The sequence below is a fragment of the Rhodococcus sp. 11-3 genome (genome assembly GCF_023704055.1).
Classification (GTDB): Bacteria; Actinomycetota; Actinomycetes; order Mycobacteriales; family Mycobacteriaceae; genus Rhodococcus; species Rhodococcus aetherivorans.
The window spans coordinates 3,684,720-3,701,270 of the sequence record NZ_CP080406.1 but is presented as its reverse complement, the minus strand read 5'-3'; the positions used below and the strand labels follow the sequence as shown (position 1 = coordinate 3,701,270).

The window sequence follows — 16,551 nt, the reverse complement described above, 5'->3', positions numbered from 1 at the left end:
GAGGTGGGCGGGATGTCGAGCACCGAGGAACGGCGCTTCCAGGTGTTGCGAGCGATCGTGGCCGATTACGTGTCCACCAAGGAACCCATCGGTTCGAAGACGCTCGTCGAGCGCCACAACCTGGGCGTATCCAGCGCGACGGTCCGCAACGACATGGCCGTGCTCGAGGCCGAGGGGTACATCACCCAGCCGCACACCAGCTCCGGCCGGGTTCCCACGGACAAGGGCTACCGCCAGTTCGTCGACCGGATCGCCGACGTCAAGCCCCTCTCGGGGGCCGAGCGCCGGGCGATCCTGCAGTTCCTCGAGTCGGGTGTGGACCTCGACGACGTGCTGCGGCGCGGCGTCCGGCTGCTGGCGCAGCTGACCCGGCAGGTGGCGGTGGTGCAGTACCCCACGCTGTCGGCTTCGTCGGTCCGCCACCTCGAGGTGGTCGCGTTGACCCCCGCCCGGTTGCTGCTGGTGCTCATCACCGACTCCGGCCGGGTGGACCAGCGCATCGTCGAGCTCGGTGACGTCCTCGGCGAGGAGGACCTGTCGCGGCTGCGGGACCTGCTCGGTGCCGCGCTGACCGGTAAGCGGCTCGCCGCGGCGTCGATCGCGGTGAGCGAGCTGGCCGAGGATGCGCCCGACGAGCTGCGCGATGCGGTCATCCGCTGCGCAACCGTGCTGGTGGAAACCCTCGTCGAGCATCCCGAGGAGCGGCTCGTGCTCGGCGGCACGGCGAACCTGACGCGTAACGCCGCCGACTTCGACCCGCACGCCGGCTTCCCCGGCTCGCTGCGTACCGTGCTCGAGGCGCTCGAGGAGCAGGTGGTGGTCCTCAAGCTGCTGGCGGCGACGCAGGACGCCGGCCGCGTGACGGTGCGGATCGGCGAGGAAACCCAGGTCGAGCAGATGCGCGGCACGTCCGTGGTGTCCACCGGGTACGGTGCCGCGGGCACCGTCTTCGGCGGCCTCGGTGTGCTCGGCCCCACCCGGATGGACTACCCGGGGACCATTGCGTCGGTGGCTGCGGTCGCCCGCTATATCGGTGAGGTACTCGGCGAACGCTGAGCGCCGGGCGGCGCGGACGGACCATCCGACGACACAACATCTGTGCGAATAGAGAAGGACGAAGAACTCACGTGGCACGGGACTACTACGGGACGCTCGGCGTGTCGAAGAACGCGACCGATCAGGAGATCAAGCGGGCGTATCGCAAGCTCGCGCGCGAGCACCACCCGGATGTGAACCCGGACGAGGCGGCGCAGAAGAGGTTCCAGGAGATCTCCACAGCGTACGAGGTGCTCTCCGACCCGGAGAAGCGGCGCATCGTCGACCTCGGCGGGGATCCGCTCGGGTCCGGGCCGGGGGCGGGCGGTGGCTTCTCCGGTGCCGGCTTCGGCGGCCTCGGCGACGTGTTCGAGGCGTTCTTCGGTGGCGGGGCCACCACGTCCCGCGGGCCCAGGGGCCGCGTCCAGCCCGGCGCGGACTCGCTGCTGCGCACCCGGCTGACGCTCGAGGAGTGCGCCACCGGTGTCAGCAAGCAGATCGCCGTGGAGACCGCGATCCTGTGCGACGGCTGCGCCGGGTCCGGTACCAACGGCGACTCCAAGCCCGTGCGCTGCGAGACGTGCGGCGGCGCCGGTGAGGTGCAGTCGGTGCAGCGCTCGTTCCTCGGCCAGGTGATGACCTCGCGGCCGTGCCCGACCTGTCGCGGCGCCGGCGAGACGATCCCGGACCCGTGCCGCAAGTGCGGCGGCGACGGCCGGGTGCGGGCCCGCCGCGAGATCACGGTCAAGGTGCCGGCCGGTGTCAGCAACGGCATGCGCATCCGGCTGGCCGCGCAGGGCGAGGTCGGCCCCGGCGGCGGCCCCGCCGGCGACCTGTACGTCGAGATCATCGAGCAGGCGCACGACGTGTTCGTGCGCGACGGCGACGACCTGCACTGCACGATCCGGATCCCGATGGTCGACGCAGCGCTGGGCACCACCGTCGTGCTCGACACCCTCATCGACGGACCCGCCGAGATCACCGTCGAACCCGGCACGCAGCCCGGGTCGGTGGCGGTGCTGCGGGGCCACGGCATGCCCAAACTGCGCTCCGGGGTGCGCGGGGACGTGCACGCCCACCTCGAGGTGGTGGTCCCGTCGAAGCTCGACGGCAAGCAGTCCAAGCTCCTCGAGGAGTTCCGTCGCAAGCGCGAGCACGAGGTGCCCGAGGTCGTCACCACCGGCTCGCAGCACGCCGGGGGCTTCTTCTCCCGGCTGCGCGACGCGTTCAGCGCGCGCTGAGGCCCGGGCGGTGGCCGCAACCCTGTTCTATCTCGATCCGCTGCCCGAGGCCGGGGCTGTCGCGGTCCTCGACGGCAAGGAGGGCCGCCATGCGGCGACGGTGCGGCGCATCGCGGTGGGTGAGCGCCTCGTCCTGTCGGACGGCCACGGCCACGTCGCCGACGTGGAGGTGACGGCCACCGCAAAGGACCGGCTCGAGGCCCGCGTCCTGGCTCGGCGCGAGGTCCCCGCACCGCGCCCGTGGGTCACCGTGGTGCAGGCGTTGCCGAAGTCCGATCGTTCCGAACTGGCCGTGGAGCTGGCGACGGAGGCGGGTGCCGACGCGTTCGTGCCGTGGCAGGCCGCGCGGTGCGTCGCCCGCTGGGACGGGCCGAAGGCGGCCAAGGGCGTCGCGCGATGGCAGGCCGTCGCGGTGGCGGCCGCGAAACAGTCCCGGCGCGCCCACGTTCCCGAGGTGGCGCCGGTCCAGCGGACCGCGGGCGTCGCCGAGGCCGTGCGCGCGACCGTCGCCCGCGGGGGTGTCGCGGCGGTCCTGCACGAGTCGGCAACCGAACCGTTCGCCGCGCTGCCGCTGGCCGACGTCCCCGAGCTGATGCTCGTGGTCGGGCCGGAGGGCGGCGTCGACGACGCCGAGATCGCGGCGCTGACGGCCGCGGGGGCCCGGCCGGTGCTGCTCGGGCCGACGGTGCTGCGAACGTCCACCGCCGCGGCCGTCGCGCTCGGAGCGGTGGGAGTGCTCACCGCACGGTGGAGCGCCCGGCCCGTCGAATGACCCGGGAACCGGCTCCGGAACGCGTTCGGAGGCTTCCGGTTCCGGGTTTTCCTGGGGATCTCGCCGCGCGGACCGCGCTTCACGGGGCCCGGCGGTCGAGCCGTACGGCCAGGCCGTCGAGCGGCGCACCCAGGCCTAGCTCGAACAGGTGGTCGAGGTCGAAGTCGTAGCCCTCCGCGGAGAGTGCGACGAGTGACCGGGCGAACGTCGGGTAGCTGCCGGAGCCGACGATCGCCTCCAGCGCGGGAAGCTGGTCGTCCACATGAGCCCCTGCGGCTCCCGCACGGTGCGCGGCTGCCGCTGCACTAGCGTGTCACGCATGTCCCGAACCCGTATCGCCTACGGTCCGCAGCCGCAGCAGTTCGGCCACCTGTACCTGCCGGACGCCGCGGATCCGGCCGGGCCCGTGCCCGTCGTGATGGTGGTCCACGGCGGCTTCTGGAGCGGGAAGTACCACCTCAACCTCGGCACGCCGCTGTCGCTCGAACTCGCCGCGCACGGTGTGGCGGCGTGGAACGTCGAGTACCGGCGGCTCGGCGCGGGCGGGCGGTGGCCGGAGATGTCCGCCGACGTCGTCGCGGCCCTCGACGCCGTCGCCACCGCGGTGGCCGAGCGGGCCCTGGCCGCGGGTGTCGAACTCGATCCGGCCCGGGTGCGGGTCGTCGGGCACTCGGCCGGCGGTCAGCTCGCCGTGTGGCTCGCGGGTCAGCGCACGCAGGTGCGCCCCGAACTCGTCGTCTCCCAGGCGGGTGCGCTCGACCTCGCGTCCGCGGGTGAACGCGGCCGGCGGATCGGGTACATCGAGGACCTGTTCGGTCAGCCCTACGACGCGGATCCGGAGTTGTACCGGTCGGCGTCGCCCCGGCACCGGGTGCCGATCGGTGTGCCGGTCGCTCTCGTGCACGGCACCGAGGACGCCCAGGTACCGGTGAAGGTCGCCGAGCGCTATGCCGCGGCGGCGGTCGCCGCGGGCGATCCGGTGGAACTGCACGTCGTCGACGGGGAGGACCACTTCGCGTTCCTCGACAAGCGGACCCGCAGCTGGGCACTGTCGCGCGACCTGCTGCTCGCCCCCGAACCGCTGGGCTCGGGGGCGCGCTCGGCGGGCTGAGCGCTCAGCCGCGGCGGGGCAGGACCGCGACGACGACGACGGCGCCGACGGCCAGGGCAAGGCCGCCGACGAGACTCGCCGACGTGATCGCCTGCGAGAAGGCGGAGGCCGATGCGTCGAGAAGCGGCTGGGCGTAGGAGGAGACGAACGGGTTCTTCGCCAGCTCCTCGGCGACGATCGCCGCACCGCCGACCGAATCGCCCGCCGCAGCGACGGCCGCCTCGGCCTGGGCGGCCATCGGCCCGTCGAGAGTCGCGAGCGGCAGTCCCGTGAGGAATCCGGAGATCTCGCGCTGGTAGGTGGTGGCCAGCACCGAGCCCAGCACGGCGATGCCGAGGGATCCGCCGAGCTCGACCGCGGTGTCGTTCAGGCCCCCTGCGGCGCCGAGGTCGGACTCGGGGAATCCGCTCATCACGAGGTCCGTGGCCGGGGGTGCGGCCAGCCCGATGCCGAGGCCGAGGAGCACGAGCGAGACGAGGAACAGCCCGTATCCGGAACCGTCGTCGACGAGGGCGAGAGCGAGGACGCCGGCCGCGGCGACGGCCGTTCCGGCACCGATCGCGACGCGGGCACCGAGGCGTGGGGCCAGCCGCCCGCTCACGGCCGATCCGATCGACACGGCCCCGGCCAGGGGGAGCAGGCGCAGACCGGTGTCGAGGGGGCTGTAGCCGAACACGAACTGGAAGTGCTGCGCCACGAAGTAGATCGCCCCGAACGACGCGAGGAAGAGCAGCAGCACGGACAGGCACGCGCCGCCGACGGAACGGTCGGTGACCCGCCCGAGGTCCAGCAGCGGCTGCGGGTGGCGCAGTTCCCAGGCGACGAACGCGGCACCGGCGAGGGCCGCGACCGCCACGGATCCGAGCGACGTTGCGTTCCAACCGAAGTGGAAGCCCTCGATGATGCCGAAGACCAGGGCGCCGACGGCCGCCACGGACAGGGCGCCGCCGGCCCAGTCGATGCGGGTGAGGTGCTCGGCCCGGGACGGCGGCACCAGCGCGAGCGCCGCGACCGCGGCGAACGCCGCGATCGGCACGTTGATGAGGAAGGTCGAACCCCACGCGTGCTGTTCGAGCAGCCAGCCCGCGAGCAACGGGCCGAGCGCGATCGCCAGTCCGGAGGTCGCGGCCCAGGCGGCGATGGCGCGGGGCCGTTCCGAGGCCGGGAACATGGCGACGAGCAGGGACAGGGTTGCGGGCATGATCACCGCGGCGCCGACCCCCATGGTGATGCGGGCGACGATCACCTCGGTCGCGGTGCCGGCGAGGCTGCCGAACACGGCCCCCGCGGCGAAGACGGCCAGGCCGGCGAGGAGGGCGCGCCGCCGGCCGTAGCGGTCGCCGAGGACGCCGGCGAGCAGCATCAGCGCGGCGTAGGGGACGGTGTAGCCGTCGATCACCCACTGCATGTCGGTGCTGGTGAGCCGCAGTTCGCGCAGCATGCTCGGCGCCGCGACGATCAGCGCGGTGTTCGCCATCACGACGATCAGCAGGCTCAGGCAGAGCACGGCGAGGCCGGCCCACCGTCGCGGATACGGGCGGGTGGGATCTGCGGTCGAGCGGGTCAGGATCGAGGTCATCGGCGCTCCTCACGGGATGCGGGCATCGGCAGCAATTTGCACAACACTGTGCAAGTTAGAAATTTGCACACTCGTGTGCAAGTAAAGTTGACGGACGTCACACCCGGCGGCGGAAGAAGGTGTCAGCGTGGCGGAACCGGTCCGGGGACCGCGGCGGCGGACGAGCGGGAACCGAGCCCGGATCCTCGAGGCGGCGATGGGGTGTTTCGCCGCCGACCCGGACGCCAGCATGGACGACGTCGCGCAGGCCGCCGGCGTGGTGCGCCGCACCGTCTATGCCCACTTCCCGAACCGCGAGGCGCTCGTCGACGGCATCGCCGAGGAGGCGGCTGCCGCGCTCGCCGCCGCGGTCGACCGGCCGGACCCCGAGGAGCCCGACCTGGCGCTCGCCGCCGCGGCCCTGATGACCTGGCCCGTCGGTGACCGCTTCCGCGTGCTGCTGTCCTTCGCGCGCAAGGAGGTCGGCGACGAGCGCATCGGCGAACTCATCGCCCCGCTGCGCGCCCGCACCCTCGCGATCGTGGAGCGGGGCTGCCGGTCGGGGGTGTTCTCCGCCTACCTTCCGGCCGTCGTCCTCGTCGGGATGCTCGAGGGTCTCACCATGGCGACCCTCGAGCAGGCCAATCTCGGGGTGGTGCACGACGCCGGGGAGACCGTCGCCCTGGCCGCCCTCGTCCTCATGGGGGTCCCGCCGGAGCGGGCCGTCGACGTCGTCCAGCGGGCCCAGCGAGCGCAGCGGGATCGGCGCGCGGCGCACGGCCCGGGCGGCAATGCGGTGGGGCGCGGGGACGCCCGGCGCTAGACTGGCATCGTCACGACGCCCGTCGTGCGCGAGACGAACCGAAAGCAGGCCGTACCGTCCACGTGAGTGAACCAGACGACACCCGAGACACCGGGAACGCCGAACGGACCACCGTCCGTTCCCACCTGGACCTGCCGCCCGAAGCTGCGGCGCCGCTGCTCGGCTCGGCCGACGAGAATCTCATCGCCCTCGAACGGGCCCTCGGTGCGGACATCCACGTACGCGGCAACTCCGTCACCCTCACCGGCGCGCCGGCGGACGTCGCGCTCGCGGAACGGGTGCTCGGGCAGCTCGTCACCCTCGTCGGACGCGGGCAGGCGGTGACCCCGGACGCGGTGCGCCGCACCGTGGGCATGCTCACGCAGGGTCTGTCCGACTCGCCGGCCGACGTCCTCAGCCTCGACATCCTGTCCCGGCGCGGCAAGACCATCCGGCCCAAGACCCTCAACCAGAAGCGCTACGTCGACGCCATCGACACCAACACGATCGTGTTCGGCATCGGGCCCGCGGGCACCGGCAAGACGTACCTCGCCATGGCCAAGGCCGTGCAGGCGCTGCAGTCGAAGCAGGTCACCCGCATCATCCTCACCCGGCCCGCCGTCGAGGCCGGGGAGCGACTCGGCTTCCTGCCGGGCACGCTGCACGAGAAGATCGACCCGTACCTGCGCCCGCTGCACGACGCGCTGCACGACATGATGGACCCGGAAGCCATCCCGAAGCTGATGCAGGCCGGGGTCATCGAGGTCGCGCCGCTGGCGTACATGCGCGGACGCACCCTCAACGACGCGTTCATCATCCTCGACGAGGCGCAGAACACCACCGCCGAGCAGATGAAGATGTTCCTGACGCGTCTCGGCTTCGGTTCCAAGATCGTCGTCACCGGCGACACCACGCAGGTGGACCTGCCCGGCGGTGCCCGCTCCGGGCTGGCGGCCGCCGCCGAGATCCTCGAGGGCATCGACGGCATCCATTTCGCCGTCCTCGACAGCAGCGACGTGGTGCGGCACCGGCTCGTCTCCGACATCGTCGACGCCTACGAGCGTTTCGAGGCCGATCGGCCGGCCGGCGTCGCCATGGGCAACCGGGCCCAGCGGCGGGCAGCAGCCCAGAGCCGGGTGCCGCGCCGGTGACCGTGACCGAGGGCCCCGCCCGTCTCGTACCCGCCGTGTCCGCATCCGCCCAGAAGGAACGCCACAGATGAGCATCGAGATCTCGAACGAATCGGGGATGGACGTCGCCGAGGAGGACCTGATCGACATCGCGCGGTTCGTCATCGCCCGGATGGACGTGCATCCGGCCGCGGAACTGTCGATGGTGCTCGTCGACTCCGACACCATGGCCGATCTGCACATGCGCTGGATGGACCTGCCCGGCCCCACCGACGTGATGTCCTTCCCCATGGACGAACTCGAGCCCGGCGGCCGCCCCGACGCCCCCGAGCCCGGCCCCTCGATGCTCGGCGACATCGTGCTGTGCCCGTCCTTCGCCGCGGAACAGGCCGAGAAGGCCGGCCATTCGCTCGCGCACGAACTCGCCGTGCTCACGGTCCACGGGATGCTGCACCTGCTCGGGTACGACCACGCCGAGCCCGACGAGGAGAAGGAGATGTTCGGTCTGCAGAACCAGCTCCTCGAGGAGTGGTACGAGGAACTGCGGCGCGCCGAGCACGAGGCCAGGCTCGCGGCCCGCGATCAGCAGCTCCTCGGCAAGGCCGGCTTCTTCGACCCGACCGAGCGGTAGCGGCCTCGTGATCGGAGCACTGGCGTGAGCGCCCCCGCGCTCGTCGTCGTCGCCGTCGTGCTGGTGGCGCTCGGCGGGCTGTTCGCGGCGGTCGACTCGGCGCTGAACACCGTCTCCCCGGCCCGCGTGGAGGAACTCGCCAAGGGCGAGCGGCCCAGCGCGCAGAAGCTGCTGGTGATCCTCGAGGACCGGCCGCGGTACGTCAATCTCATGGTGCTGCTGCGCATCCTGTGCGAGATCACCGCGACGGTGGTGCTGGTGGCGGCGCTGCTCGACTGGATGGGCCACACCGGGGCGCTGGTGGCCAGCGCCGTGATCATGGTGCTCGTGGACTACATGGTGATCGGCGTGGGCCCCCGAACCCTCGGTCGCCAGCACGCGTACCCCATCGCCCTGGCCGGGACCGTGCCGTTGCGCGTGATCGGTGTCCTGCTCGGCCCGCTGAGCCGGCTGCTGATCCTGATCGGCAACGCGATCACCCCCGGCCGGGGATTCCGGAACGGGCCGTTCGCCAACGAGATCGAACTGCGCGAGCTGGTGGACATGGCGCAGGAGCGCGGCGTCGTCGCCGCCGAGGAACGGCGAATGATCCAGTCGGTGTTCGACTTCGGTGACACCACCGCACGCGAGGTGATGGTGCCGCGCCCCGAGATGGTGTGGATCGAGGTGGACAAGACCGCCGGCCAGGCGACGTCGCTCGCGGTGCGCAGCGGGCACTCCCGCATCCCGGTGATCGGCGAGAACGTCGACGACATCCGCGGCGTCGTGTATCTCAAGGACCTGGTGCAGCAGACCTACTATTCGCGCGACGGCGGCCGGAGCGTGACCGTCGCCGAGGTGATGCGCCCGGCGGTGTTCGTGCCGGATTCCAAGCGCCTCGACGATCTGCTGGCCGACATGCAGCGCGACCGCAACCACATGGCGCTGCTCGTCGACGAGTACGGCGGCATCGCCGGGCTGGTCACCATCGAGGACATCATCGAGGAGATCGTCGGCGAGATCGCCGACGAGTACGACACCGGAGAGATCGCGCCCGTCGAGGATCTCGGCGACGACACCTTCCGGGTCTCCGCGCGGTTGCCCGTCGAGGACCTCGGTGACCTGTTCGACGTTGCGCTCGACGACATCGAGGTCGACACAGTCGGCGGTTTGCTCGGGTTCGTGCTCGGCCGGGTACCGTTGCCGGGTTCCGAAGTGGAGACCCACGGTCTGCGGCTGCGCGGCGAGGGCGGCCGCGACGCCCGGGGCCGGGTCCGCATCAACACCGTGTACGTGCAACGGGTCCCCGCGACGGAGACGGCCGAGACCGCCGCCGAGGAATCGGTCGACGGGTGACCGCGGCCGTCGACGCCACGACACCCACCGTGCCGATCCGCACCGCCGGCACCGCAGACGAGGAGCTCGTATGACCGACCCCGACTTCCGTTCCGGCTTCGTGTGTTTCGTCGGACGGCCCAACACCGGGAAGTCGACGCTGACGAATGCGCTCGTGGGCAGCAAGATTGCGATCACCTCGTCGCGTCCGCAGACCACCCGGCACACCATCCGGGGCATCGTGCACCGTGAACACGCACAGATCATCCTCGTGGACACCCCCGGCCTGCATCGGCCGCGGACGCTGCTCGGGCAGCGGCTCAACGACCTGGTGCGCGACACCTATTCGGAGGTCGACGCGGTCTGCGTGTGCATCCCGGCCGACGAGAAGATCGGCCCCGGCGACCGCTGGATCGTCGAACAGGTGCGGCAGGTCGCCCCGCGCACGAAGCTGATCGGCATCGTCACGAAGATCGACAAGGTGAGCAAGGAGCGGATCGCGCCGCAGCTGCTCGCCGTCTCCGAGCTGCTCGGACCGGACGTGGACGTCGTGCCCGTGTCCGCCACCTCGGGCGAGCAGCTCGAGGTCCTCATCGACGTCCTCGCCTCGCACATGGAACCCGGGCCGGCGTTCTACCCCGACGGCGAACTGACCGACGAGCCCGAGGAGACGCTCATGGCCGAGCTGATCCGGGAGGCCGCGCTCGAGGGACTCGGCGACGAGCTGCCCCACTCGCTCGCGGTGGTGATCGAGGAGATCACCGAGCGGGAGGGTCGCACCGAGAAGCAGGGCGAGCTGCTCGACGTGCATGCGCTGCTGTACGTGGAGCGGCCGAGCCAGAAGGGCATCGTGATCGGCAAGGGTGGCGCCCGCCTGCGTGAGGTGGGCACCGCTGCCCGCTCCCAGATCGAGAAGCTGCTCGGGGTGAAGATCTACCTCGATCTGCACGTGAAGGTCGCCAAGGACTGGCAGCGCGATCCGAAGCAACTCGGCCGCCTCGGCTTCTGACCGTCGCGTGCGGTGTCGTCGGACGGGCCCCGACAGGAAGGGATGCGCAGTGCCCTCTCCCGCATCGCTCGCGCCGACCGGTCGGGTCCGCCCGGGAGGCGGCGGTGACCGGTGACCCCGGAGGCGGTCTGCGCGGCATGATCGTGCGCCACCGCGTCGCGTTCGGTCTCCTCCTTGCTCTCGCCTCGTCGGCGTTCGCCGTGCTGTGGCTCTTCGTCGTGCCCGCGCGAGCCGACGAGACGACCGGCGTGCAGTCGGCCGCGATCCGCTACGCCCATCCGGCGTGCTGGATGCTGCTGGCCGCGGCGTCGGCCCTGTTCGCGACGCGCGCCCCGCGCCGGGCCGTCGACGCCGTCGCGTGGAGTGCGCTCGTCGCGTATGCGGTCTTCGTGGTGGCGACCCTGGCCTGACCCGTGTCGGCGGCCCGTGTGCGGCCCGCGGTCAGTCCGCCGCGGCGGGCACCGTGCTGCGCACCAGCTGCAGCACCGCCGCCGAGAGGTCGGGCGCGGCGCCGGTGGCCAGGCGGCGCAGCTGGAGTCCGGTGATGGTCGCGACCAGGGTCGGGGCGACCGACTCCGGTCGGGGGACACCGAGTTCGGTGAGGATGGTCACGGTCAGCGCGTCGTAGGCGGCCCAGCATCGGGCCGCCGCCTCCCGCAACTGCGGATCCCGGCCGGCCTGGACGTAGAGCTCGAACGGCGCGATCCGCTCCGCCGAGAACGACAGGTCCTCGGCGACCTGTCCGGTGAGTGCCGCGGCGTCGGCCAGGCTCAGTCCGCGACCACGGTAGTCCTCCGCCAGATCCCGCAACCGCGTGGTCTCGTCTGCGACGAACGTCGTCAGCGCCGACCGCAGCAGGTCGGACTGGGTGGGGAAGTGGTAGGTGATCGAGCCGAGGGAGACTCCCGCCCGGGCGGCGATGCGGCGGTTGGTGATCGCGGCGATGCCGTCCGTGCCGATCAGATGCAGGGTCGCGGCCACGATCGCGCCGCGGACGTCCGTGCCCATCGAGGTCACCACCACCGCTGCGGCGTGTGACGATCCCAGCGCAGTTCCGACTCGAGCTGGGCGGCGAGGGAGATCAGCAGGGGCTCCGCGTTCTCGTGTCCCATGAGCTGGGCGCCGACCGGCAGGCCCGATCCGGTGAAGCCCGCCGGGATGTTCACGCTCGGCCAGCCCAGGACGTTCCACGGCCAGGTGTAGGGGCAGGCGGCCGTGATCACCTTGTCGGTGGCCCAGCCCCCGAGGCCGTCCATCGCCTCCACCACCGGGGGTGGGGTGGCGGTGGTGGGGGCGAGGATGACGTCGAAGCGGTCGAAGATCGTGCCGATGCGCCGGCGGATGCGTGGTTCGGCGGCGCGAGCGGCGCGCAGCGGACGGCCGCGCAGCAGCCGGCCGGTGCGGGCGTTCGCGCGGGTGCGCGGGTCGGCGAGGGCCGGGTCGGGCAGCCGCCGCACCCAGTCGTCGATGCCGGCCATCGACCGGGGCAGGAAGTTCAGGCCCAGCAGCTTTCCGTAGGCCGGGTCGGCGACGGTCACGTCGTGGCCGAGGGCACGCAGCGTGCCGGCGAGGGCTTCGACGCGCGCGCGGATCTCGGCGTGCAGTCGGGTGCGGGTGGCGGTGTAGGGGCGCGCGAGCGAGAGCGCGATCCGCAGCCGGCCCGGATCGCGACCCACGGCGTCGGACACCGTGACGGCTTCGGCTTCGTGCAGGTCGCCGACGTGGTTGCCCGCGACGGCGTCGAGCAGCAGTGCGGCGTCGGCGACCGTGCGTGCCAGGGTGCCGTGGGTGGTGAGGCCGTGGAAGGCCTCGGGGTCGGGCCACATCGAGATGCGGCCGCGTTGCGGCTTGATTCCCACGAGGTTGGTCCAGGCGGCCGGGATGCGGACCGATCCGGCGCCGTCGGAGCCGAGCGCCGCGGACACCAGGCCCGCCGAGACCGCGGCGGCGCTGCCCCCCGACGAACCGCCGGGGGTGTGGTCCCGGTGCCAGGGGTTGCGGGTGTGGCCGAAGGCGCTGCCGCCGGTGAACGGCCACTGCCCCAGTTCGGGGGTGTTCGTCTTGCCGACGATCACGGCGCCGGCGGCCCGCAGCCGCCGCACCACCTCCGCGTCCTCCTCGCGGACGGCGAACTCGCCGGCGCATCCGAACGCGGTGATCTCGTGCGCGATGTCGGTGTCGTCCTTCACCGCGACCGGCACACCGAGCAGGGGGAGACGGACGCCGGCGGCGAGACGCCGGTCGGCCTCCTCGGCCTCGGCGAGCGCCTGCTCCCGGCGGACGCCACGGAAGGCATTGAGTGCGCGATTGCCGGCCTCGATGCGTTCCAGGGCCGCGCGCGTCGCGGCGACGGACGTGGTGGCGCCGGCGGCGAGGGCGGCGGCCTCGGCGGCGAGGCCGGGCGCTCGGGTGTCTGCCCGTGGTGCGGTCATACGGCTGCGTCCCCCTTCGTGGTGTTCGTTCGAACGAACAATAACGCGTTCCAGTTCGTCTCGTCGAGGGCGGGATGCGCAGAAATGTGGCGCTCGTCACATTGGCGGGGGGCGCGACGAGCGGTTGGGTATGCCCCCGGGGATATCGCGGGAGCCTCCCCGGGGTGTCGTAGGGACCGGCTGTCAGGAGATACACATGGGTTCATCGCGCACACGCAACCTCCGGCGCGTACCGGACACGGAGACGCGGATGGTCTTCCGCACCATCCACGGGTACCGTCGCGCGTTCCGGATTGCCGGCGAGGGGCCTGCGCTGCTGCTGATCCACGGGATCGGCGACAACTCCTCGACCTGGCGGGAGGTCATCCCGCACCTGGCCCGCAGGTACACGGTCATCGCACCGGACCTGCTCGGCCACGGCCGCTCCGACAAGCCCCGCAGCGACTACTCGGTCGCCGGGTACGCCAACGGTGTGCGTGACCTGCTGTCGGTCCTGGGCATCGAGCGCGTCACCGTGGTCGGGCACTCCCTCGGCGGCGGCGTCGCGATGCAGTTCGCGTACCAGTTCCCGCAGATGGTCGACCGGCTCGTCCTGGTGGCCGCGGGTGGCGTCACCAAGGACGTTCACCCGGCGTTGCGCCTGCTGTCCCTGCCGGGGCTGAGCGAGGCGCTCAAGCTGCTGCGCCTACCGGGCGCCATGCCCGCGATGCGCATTGCCGGTGGCCTGCTGGGCCGGTGGCACGACACCCCCTTGCGTCCCGGGGTCCTGCTGCACGACACCTCGGATCTGATCCGGGTCCTGAGCGGATTGCCCGATCCCACCGCGTGCGAGGCGTTCCTGCGCACGCTGCGGGCCGTCGTGGACTGGCGTGGTCAGGTGGTGACGATGCTCGACCGCTGCTACCTGACCGAGGACCTGCCCGTGCAGCTGATCTGGGGTGAGCACGACAGCGTGATCCCGGTGGATCACGCGCACCTGGCGCATTCGGCGATGCCCCATTCCCGGCTCGACGTCTTCCGCGGCGCCGGCCATTTCCCGTTCCGGGACGATCCCATCCGGTTCGTGCGGGTGGTCGAGGAGTTCCTCGACTCGACCGCGCCCGCCGAGTTCGACGAGCAGCGCTGGGGCCGGCTGCTGATCAACGGCGTGAGCGAGAGCCGGATCACCGGCGGTCCGGCCACCCGCCGGGCCGTGCTCGGCGCGATGGGCGCCGACGAGCGCAGCGCCACCTGAGCGATCCCGGCGCCCGCCGCCGCTAGACGGGGGCCGCGCTCCACAGTGCCCGGAGTTTCTCGGCGGTCACCACGGTGCCGAAGTTCTGGGCCACTACGGCCACCGACGCATCGTGAGCGGCCGGGCTGTAGGTCGCGGCGCAGTCCTCCACCAGGGACACCCAGTACTCGTGGAACAGGGCGCTGCGCAGGCTCGACTCGACGCACACCTCGGTGGCCACCCCGGTGAACAGCAGCGATTCGATGTTCCGTGAGCGCAGGACGTCGTCGAGGTCGGTGCCGACGAACGCGCTGAACCGGTGCTTGACGACCACCGCATCCGCGTCTTGCGGTGCGACGCCGTAGAATTCGGCGCCCGCGGTGTCCGGCCGGCAGGTGAGCCCGGTGCGGGCCGCGTCGGGTCCGTCGCCGACCCGTCCGAGCCACTGTGGCGTGTCCGTGGTCTCGTCGTGAAGGGTGCGGACGAACACGATCTGCACGCCGGCGGCCCGCGCCGATGCGATGAGGCCGGCGAGGCGCGGTGCCATGGCGACCGCGGCCGTCACGTCGAAACCGCAGCGCGCCAAGGCGCCGTCCGGGGAGCAGAAGTCGTTCTGCATGTCGATCACGACAAGCGCGCAGCGCTGTGGGTCGTAACGGAAGGGAATCGAATCCATCGTCGGGTCCTCGGGGTAGGGGATAGAAGGAAAGTCGGGGACGGGTGTGCTCACGTCGGCCGAGGTCACCAGATGACCACGGCGGCCAGGGTCGCGACGACGAGGCCGGTCACGACGGGAACGGCGAGGTGGCGGACCATGTCGGTGACGGAGACCTTGCAGAAGCCGGCCACCACGACGAGGGACGACCAGATGACCAGGGTGCCCCCGCCGGTCCAGGTGGCGCCGTTCTGGGCGATGGCGGCGAGCGTCGCGGTGTCGATGCCCGACTGCGGGGCGAGGGCGGCGGCCAGGCCGCCGGTGAGCGGCAGGCCCGCCCAGCCGGACCCGTCCAGGCCCATCGCCATTCCGATCACGAGCATGCTCAGGGCGACGAAGAGTCCGTTGTCCGGGATGAAGCCCTGCACGCCCTCGACGGCGTCGAACAGGAAGGCCGGGCCGGTACCGTCCTCGAGACCCAGGATCGCACCGGAGTAGTCGGGGATGCCCATGTACACGAATCCCGCGACGGGAAGGATGATGCCCATCGCCTTGAAGGCGTAGGACAGGCCGTCGACGAAGTGCGTCGCGCAGAACTCGAGCGCCTCCTGCCTGCGGGCGGTGACCGTCACCAGTGCCATCAGGATCATCGCCGTCCCGCCCACCAGGGACGCGCCGGCGCCGTCCGACCACGGCACGAGGTCGGTGAACCGGCCGAGCAGCATGTAGACGAGCACCGCGGCGAACGCGGCCGGTACACCGACTGCCCACCGGCGGGCCAGGCGCGGGCGGCCGGTGATGCGGGTGCCCTCGTCGTATCCGGGAAGTTCGTCCTCGAGAACGTCGACCGCACGCTCGGGCGTGGGCTCCGCTGGCGCGGCGCTCGCCGGCACGGGGTTGCGTGCGCCGCCGCCGGCCGCGGATCCGGGGTGCCCGCCCCCGCCGCCCGTCCCCGGCGTGCCGGCGCCGCCCGTCATCCGGCGGCGCACGGTGAGGAACCAGGCCAGCGCCGCGGCGACGACGCCGACGATCAGCGAGATCACCAGCGCGCGACCGGCGATGTCGTCGGCGGGCACCCCGGCGCCGCTCGCGGAGATCGACGGGGCCAGCCCGATCACGTAGTCCGAGGCAATGGACATCCCCTGACCCGAGATCGCCAGGGCGAGCGCCGCACCCAGGGGTGGCAGCCCGGCCTTGATCGCGGCGGGCAGCAGCACGGCCCCGATCAACGCGAGGGCGGGCGTCGGCCAGAAGAACAGCGACAGGAGATAGGTGAACACGAACAGCACCACGTAGGCGACGCGGCCGTTGATCATCCACCGGCTCATCGGCCGCACCATCATCTCGTCGGCGCCGATGCTCCGCATCGCGGCCAGCATCGAGGTGACCGCCGCGATGACGACGAAGATCTCGAACAGCGCCGAGCCCGAGGTGAGCGTCGCCCGGAACACCGCCATCACGGCGTTCGCGACGTCGCCGTCGTAGGCGAGGGCGGTGGCGAACGTCGCCACCACTGCCGGGATCATCACGTTCTTGCGCAGGGCCATGGCCACGAGGAGGGACACGAGGCCGAGCAGGAAGACGATATGGGCGGTGGTCACGGGTGGCTCCTCCAGCGGGCTGAGGCATCGGGCCGGGGGATCGGCGC

At 72.0% G+C, this 16,551-nt stretch carries 17 protein-coding genes; 11 read left to right on the top strand and 6 right to left on the bottom strand.

Annotation, left to right across the window (positions count from 1 at the left end; all coding sequences use genetic code 11):
- Window positions 1-12 precede the first annotated feature (12 nt).
- From hrcA to KZJ41_RS17270, 3 genes are all read left to right on the top strand, one after another.
- Window positions 13-1,056, top strand: coding sequence for a heat-inducible transcriptional repressor HrcA (gene hrcA, locus KZJ41_RS17280; RefSeq protein ID WP_050035407.1), 1,044 nt, complete (start codon window positions 13-15; stop codon window positions 1,054-1,056).
- Window positions 1,057-1,127: 71 nt separating this feature from the next.
- Entirely contained in the window at window positions 1,128-2,276 is a 1,149-nt protein-coding gene (gene dnaJ, locus KZJ41_RS17275) for a molecular chaperone DnaJ (protein WP_006933832.1), read from the top strand.
- A gap of 10 nt (window positions 2,277-2,286) precedes the next feature.
- Complete coding sequence (locus KZJ41_RS17270) at window positions 2,287-3,048, top strand: 16S rRNA (uracil(1498)-N(3))-methyltransferase (RefSeq protein WP_006933834.1); 762 nt, start codon at window positions 2,287-2,289, stop codon at window positions 3,046-3,048.
- A gap of 79 nt (window positions 3,049-3,127) precedes the next feature.
- Here KZJ41_RS17270 and KZJ41_RS17265 read toward each other — a convergent pair whose 3' ends face one another.
- Entirely contained in the window at window positions 3,128-3,310 is a 183-nt protein-coding gene (locus KZJ41_RS17265; RefSeq protein WP_029544346.1) for a hypothetical protein, read from the bottom strand.
- Between the two features lie 57 nt (window positions 3,311-3,367).
- Here KZJ41_RS17265 and KZJ41_RS17260 point away from each other — a divergent pair, with 57 nt between their 5' ends.
- Window positions 3,368-4,159: a S9 family peptidase gene (locus KZJ41_RS17260; RefSeq protein WP_029544344.1), complete on the top strand. Its 792-nt coding sequence runs from the start codon at window positions 3,368-3,370 to the stop codon at window positions 4,157-4,159.
- A gap of 4 nt (window positions 4,160-4,163) precedes the next feature.
- Here KZJ41_RS17260 and KZJ41_RS17255 read toward each other — a convergent pair whose 3' ends face one another.
- Entirely contained in the window at window positions 4,164-5,738 is a 1,575-nt protein-coding gene (locus KZJ41_RS17255) for an MFS transporter (RefSeq protein ID WP_251549353.1), read from the bottom strand.
- Window positions 5,739-5,865: 127 nt separating this feature from the next.
- On the opposite strand from KZJ41_RS17255, the gene KZJ41_RS17250 reads away from it, so the two are divergent.
- The 6 genes from KZJ41_RS17250 to KZJ41_RS17225 all read left to right on the top strand — a co-directional run bounded on the left by KZJ41_RS17250 (window position 5,866) and on the right by KZJ41_RS17225 (window position 11,013).
- Complete coding sequence (locus KZJ41_RS17250; protein ID WP_006943880.1) at window positions 5,866-6,540, top strand: TetR/AcrR family transcriptional regulator; 675 nt, start codon at window positions 5,866-5,868, stop codon at window positions 6,538-6,540.
- Between the two features lie 62 nt (window positions 6,541-6,602).
- On the top strand, window positions 6,603-7,670 hold the full coding sequence (locus KZJ41_RS17245) for a PhoH family protein (RefSeq protein WP_006943882.1): 1,068 nt from the start codon (window positions 6,603-6,605) through the stop codon (window positions 7,668-7,670).
- 67 nt (window positions 7,671-7,737) lie between these two features.
- Entirely contained in the window at window positions 7,738-8,280 is a 543-nt protein-coding gene (ybeY, locus tag KZJ41_RS17240) for an rRNA maturation RNase YbeY (protein WP_006943887.1), read from the top strand.
- Between the two features lie 24 nt (window positions 8,281-8,304).
- Window positions 8,305-9,615, top strand: a complete 1,311-nt coding sequence (locus KZJ41_RS17235; protein ID WP_029544339.1) for a hemolysin family protein — start codon at window positions 8,305-8,307, stop codon at window positions 9,613-9,615.
- 70 nt (window positions 9,616-9,685) lie between these two features.
- On the top strand, window positions 9,686-10,603 hold the full coding sequence (era, locus tag KZJ41_RS17230) for a GTPase Era (RefSeq protein WP_006943889.1): 918 nt from the start codon (window positions 9,686-9,688) through the stop codon (window positions 10,601-10,603).
- 104 nt (window positions 10,604-10,707) lie between these two features.
- On the top strand, window positions 10,708-11,013 hold the full coding sequence (locus KZJ41_RS17225; protein ID WP_251549351.1) for a hypothetical protein: 306 nt from the start codon (window positions 10,708-10,710) through the stop codon (window positions 11,011-11,013).
- 31 nt (window positions 11,014-11,044) lie between these two features.
- On the opposite strand, the gene KZJ41_RS17220 is transcribed toward KZJ41_RS17225, so the two are convergent.
- Together KZJ41_RS17220 and KZJ41_RS17215 are read right to left on the bottom strand one after the other, a co-directional pair.
- The gene (locus KZJ41_RS17220; RefSeq protein WP_037201765.1) at window positions 11,045-11,611 is read right to left on the bottom strand and encodes a TetR/AcrR family transcriptional regulator; all 567 of its coding nucleotides are present in this window, start codon (window positions 11,609-11,611) and stop codon (window positions 11,045-11,047) included.
- Between the two features lie 5 nt (window positions 11,612-11,616).
- Window positions 11,617-13,035: an amidase gene (locus tag KZJ41_RS17215; protein ID WP_029544335.1), complete on the bottom strand. Its 1,419-nt coding sequence runs from the start codon at window positions 13,033-13,035 to the stop codon at window positions 11,617-11,619.
- A gap of 196 nt (window positions 13,036-13,231) precedes the next feature.
- Between KZJ41_RS17215 and KZJ41_RS17210 the strand changes: the two genes are divergently transcribed.
- A complete protein-coding gene (locus KZJ41_RS17210) occupies window positions 13,232-14,269 on the top strand; it encodes an alpha/beta fold hydrolase (RefSeq protein WP_029544333.1) in 1,038 nt (345 codons plus the stop codon).
- 22 nt (window positions 14,270-14,291) lie between these two features.
- Here the strand turns inward: KZJ41_RS17210 and KZJ41_RS17205 are convergent, their stop codons facing one another.
- Both KZJ41_RS17205 and KZJ41_RS17200 read right to left on the bottom strand, forming a co-directional pair.
- Window positions 14,292-14,924: a cysteine hydrolase family protein gene (locus KZJ41_RS17205; protein WP_072635490.1), complete on the bottom strand. Its 633-nt coding sequence runs from the start codon at window positions 14,922-14,924 to the stop codon at window positions 14,292-14,294.
- A gap of 65 nt (window positions 14,925-14,989) precedes the next feature.
- Window positions 14,990-16,504, bottom strand: a complete 1,515-nt coding sequence (locus KZJ41_RS17200; RefSeq protein WP_251549349.1) for a permease — start codon at window positions 16,502-16,504, stop codon at window positions 14,990-14,992.
- Between the last annotated feature and the right edge of the window lie 47 nt (window positions 16,505-16,551).

Bases quoted from the DNA above. Each gene is read 5' to 3' on its own strand.
- hrcA (WP_050035407.1), top strand. From the start codon at position 13: ATGTCGAGCACCGAGGAACGGCGCTTCCAGGTGTTGCGAGCGATCGTG.
- KZJ41_RS17260 (WP_029544344.1), top strand. From the start codon at position 3,368: ATGTCCCGAACCCGTATCGCCTACGGTCCGCAGCCGCAGCAGTTCGGC.
- KZJ41_RS17255 (WP_251549353.1), bottom strand. From the start codon at position 5,738: ATGACCTCGATCCTGACCCGCTCGACCGCAGATCCCACCCGCCCGTAT.
- ybeY (WP_006943887.1), top strand. From the start codon at position 7,738: ATGAGCATCGAGATCTCGAACGAATCGGGGATGGACGTCGCCGAGGAG.
- era (WP_006943889.1), top strand. From the start codon at position 9,686: ATGACCGACCCCGACTTCCGTTCCGGCTTCGTGTGTTTCGTCGGACGG.
- KZJ41_RS17220 (WP_037201765.1), bottom strand. From the start codon at position 11,611: ATGGGCACGGACGTCCGCGGCGCGATCGTGGCCGCGACCCTGCATCTG.
- KZJ41_RS17215 (WP_029544335.1), bottom strand. From the start codon at position 13,035: ATGACCGCACCACGGGCAGACACCCGAGCGCCCGGCCTCGCCGCCGAG.
- KZJ41_RS17210 (WP_029544333.1), top strand. From the start codon at position 13,232: ATGGGTTCATCGCGCACACGCAACCTCCGGCGCGTACCGGACACGGAG.
- KZJ41_RS17205 (WP_072635490.1), bottom strand. From the start codon at position 14,924: ATGGATTCGATTCCCTTCCGTTACGACCCACAGCGCTGCGCGCTTGTC.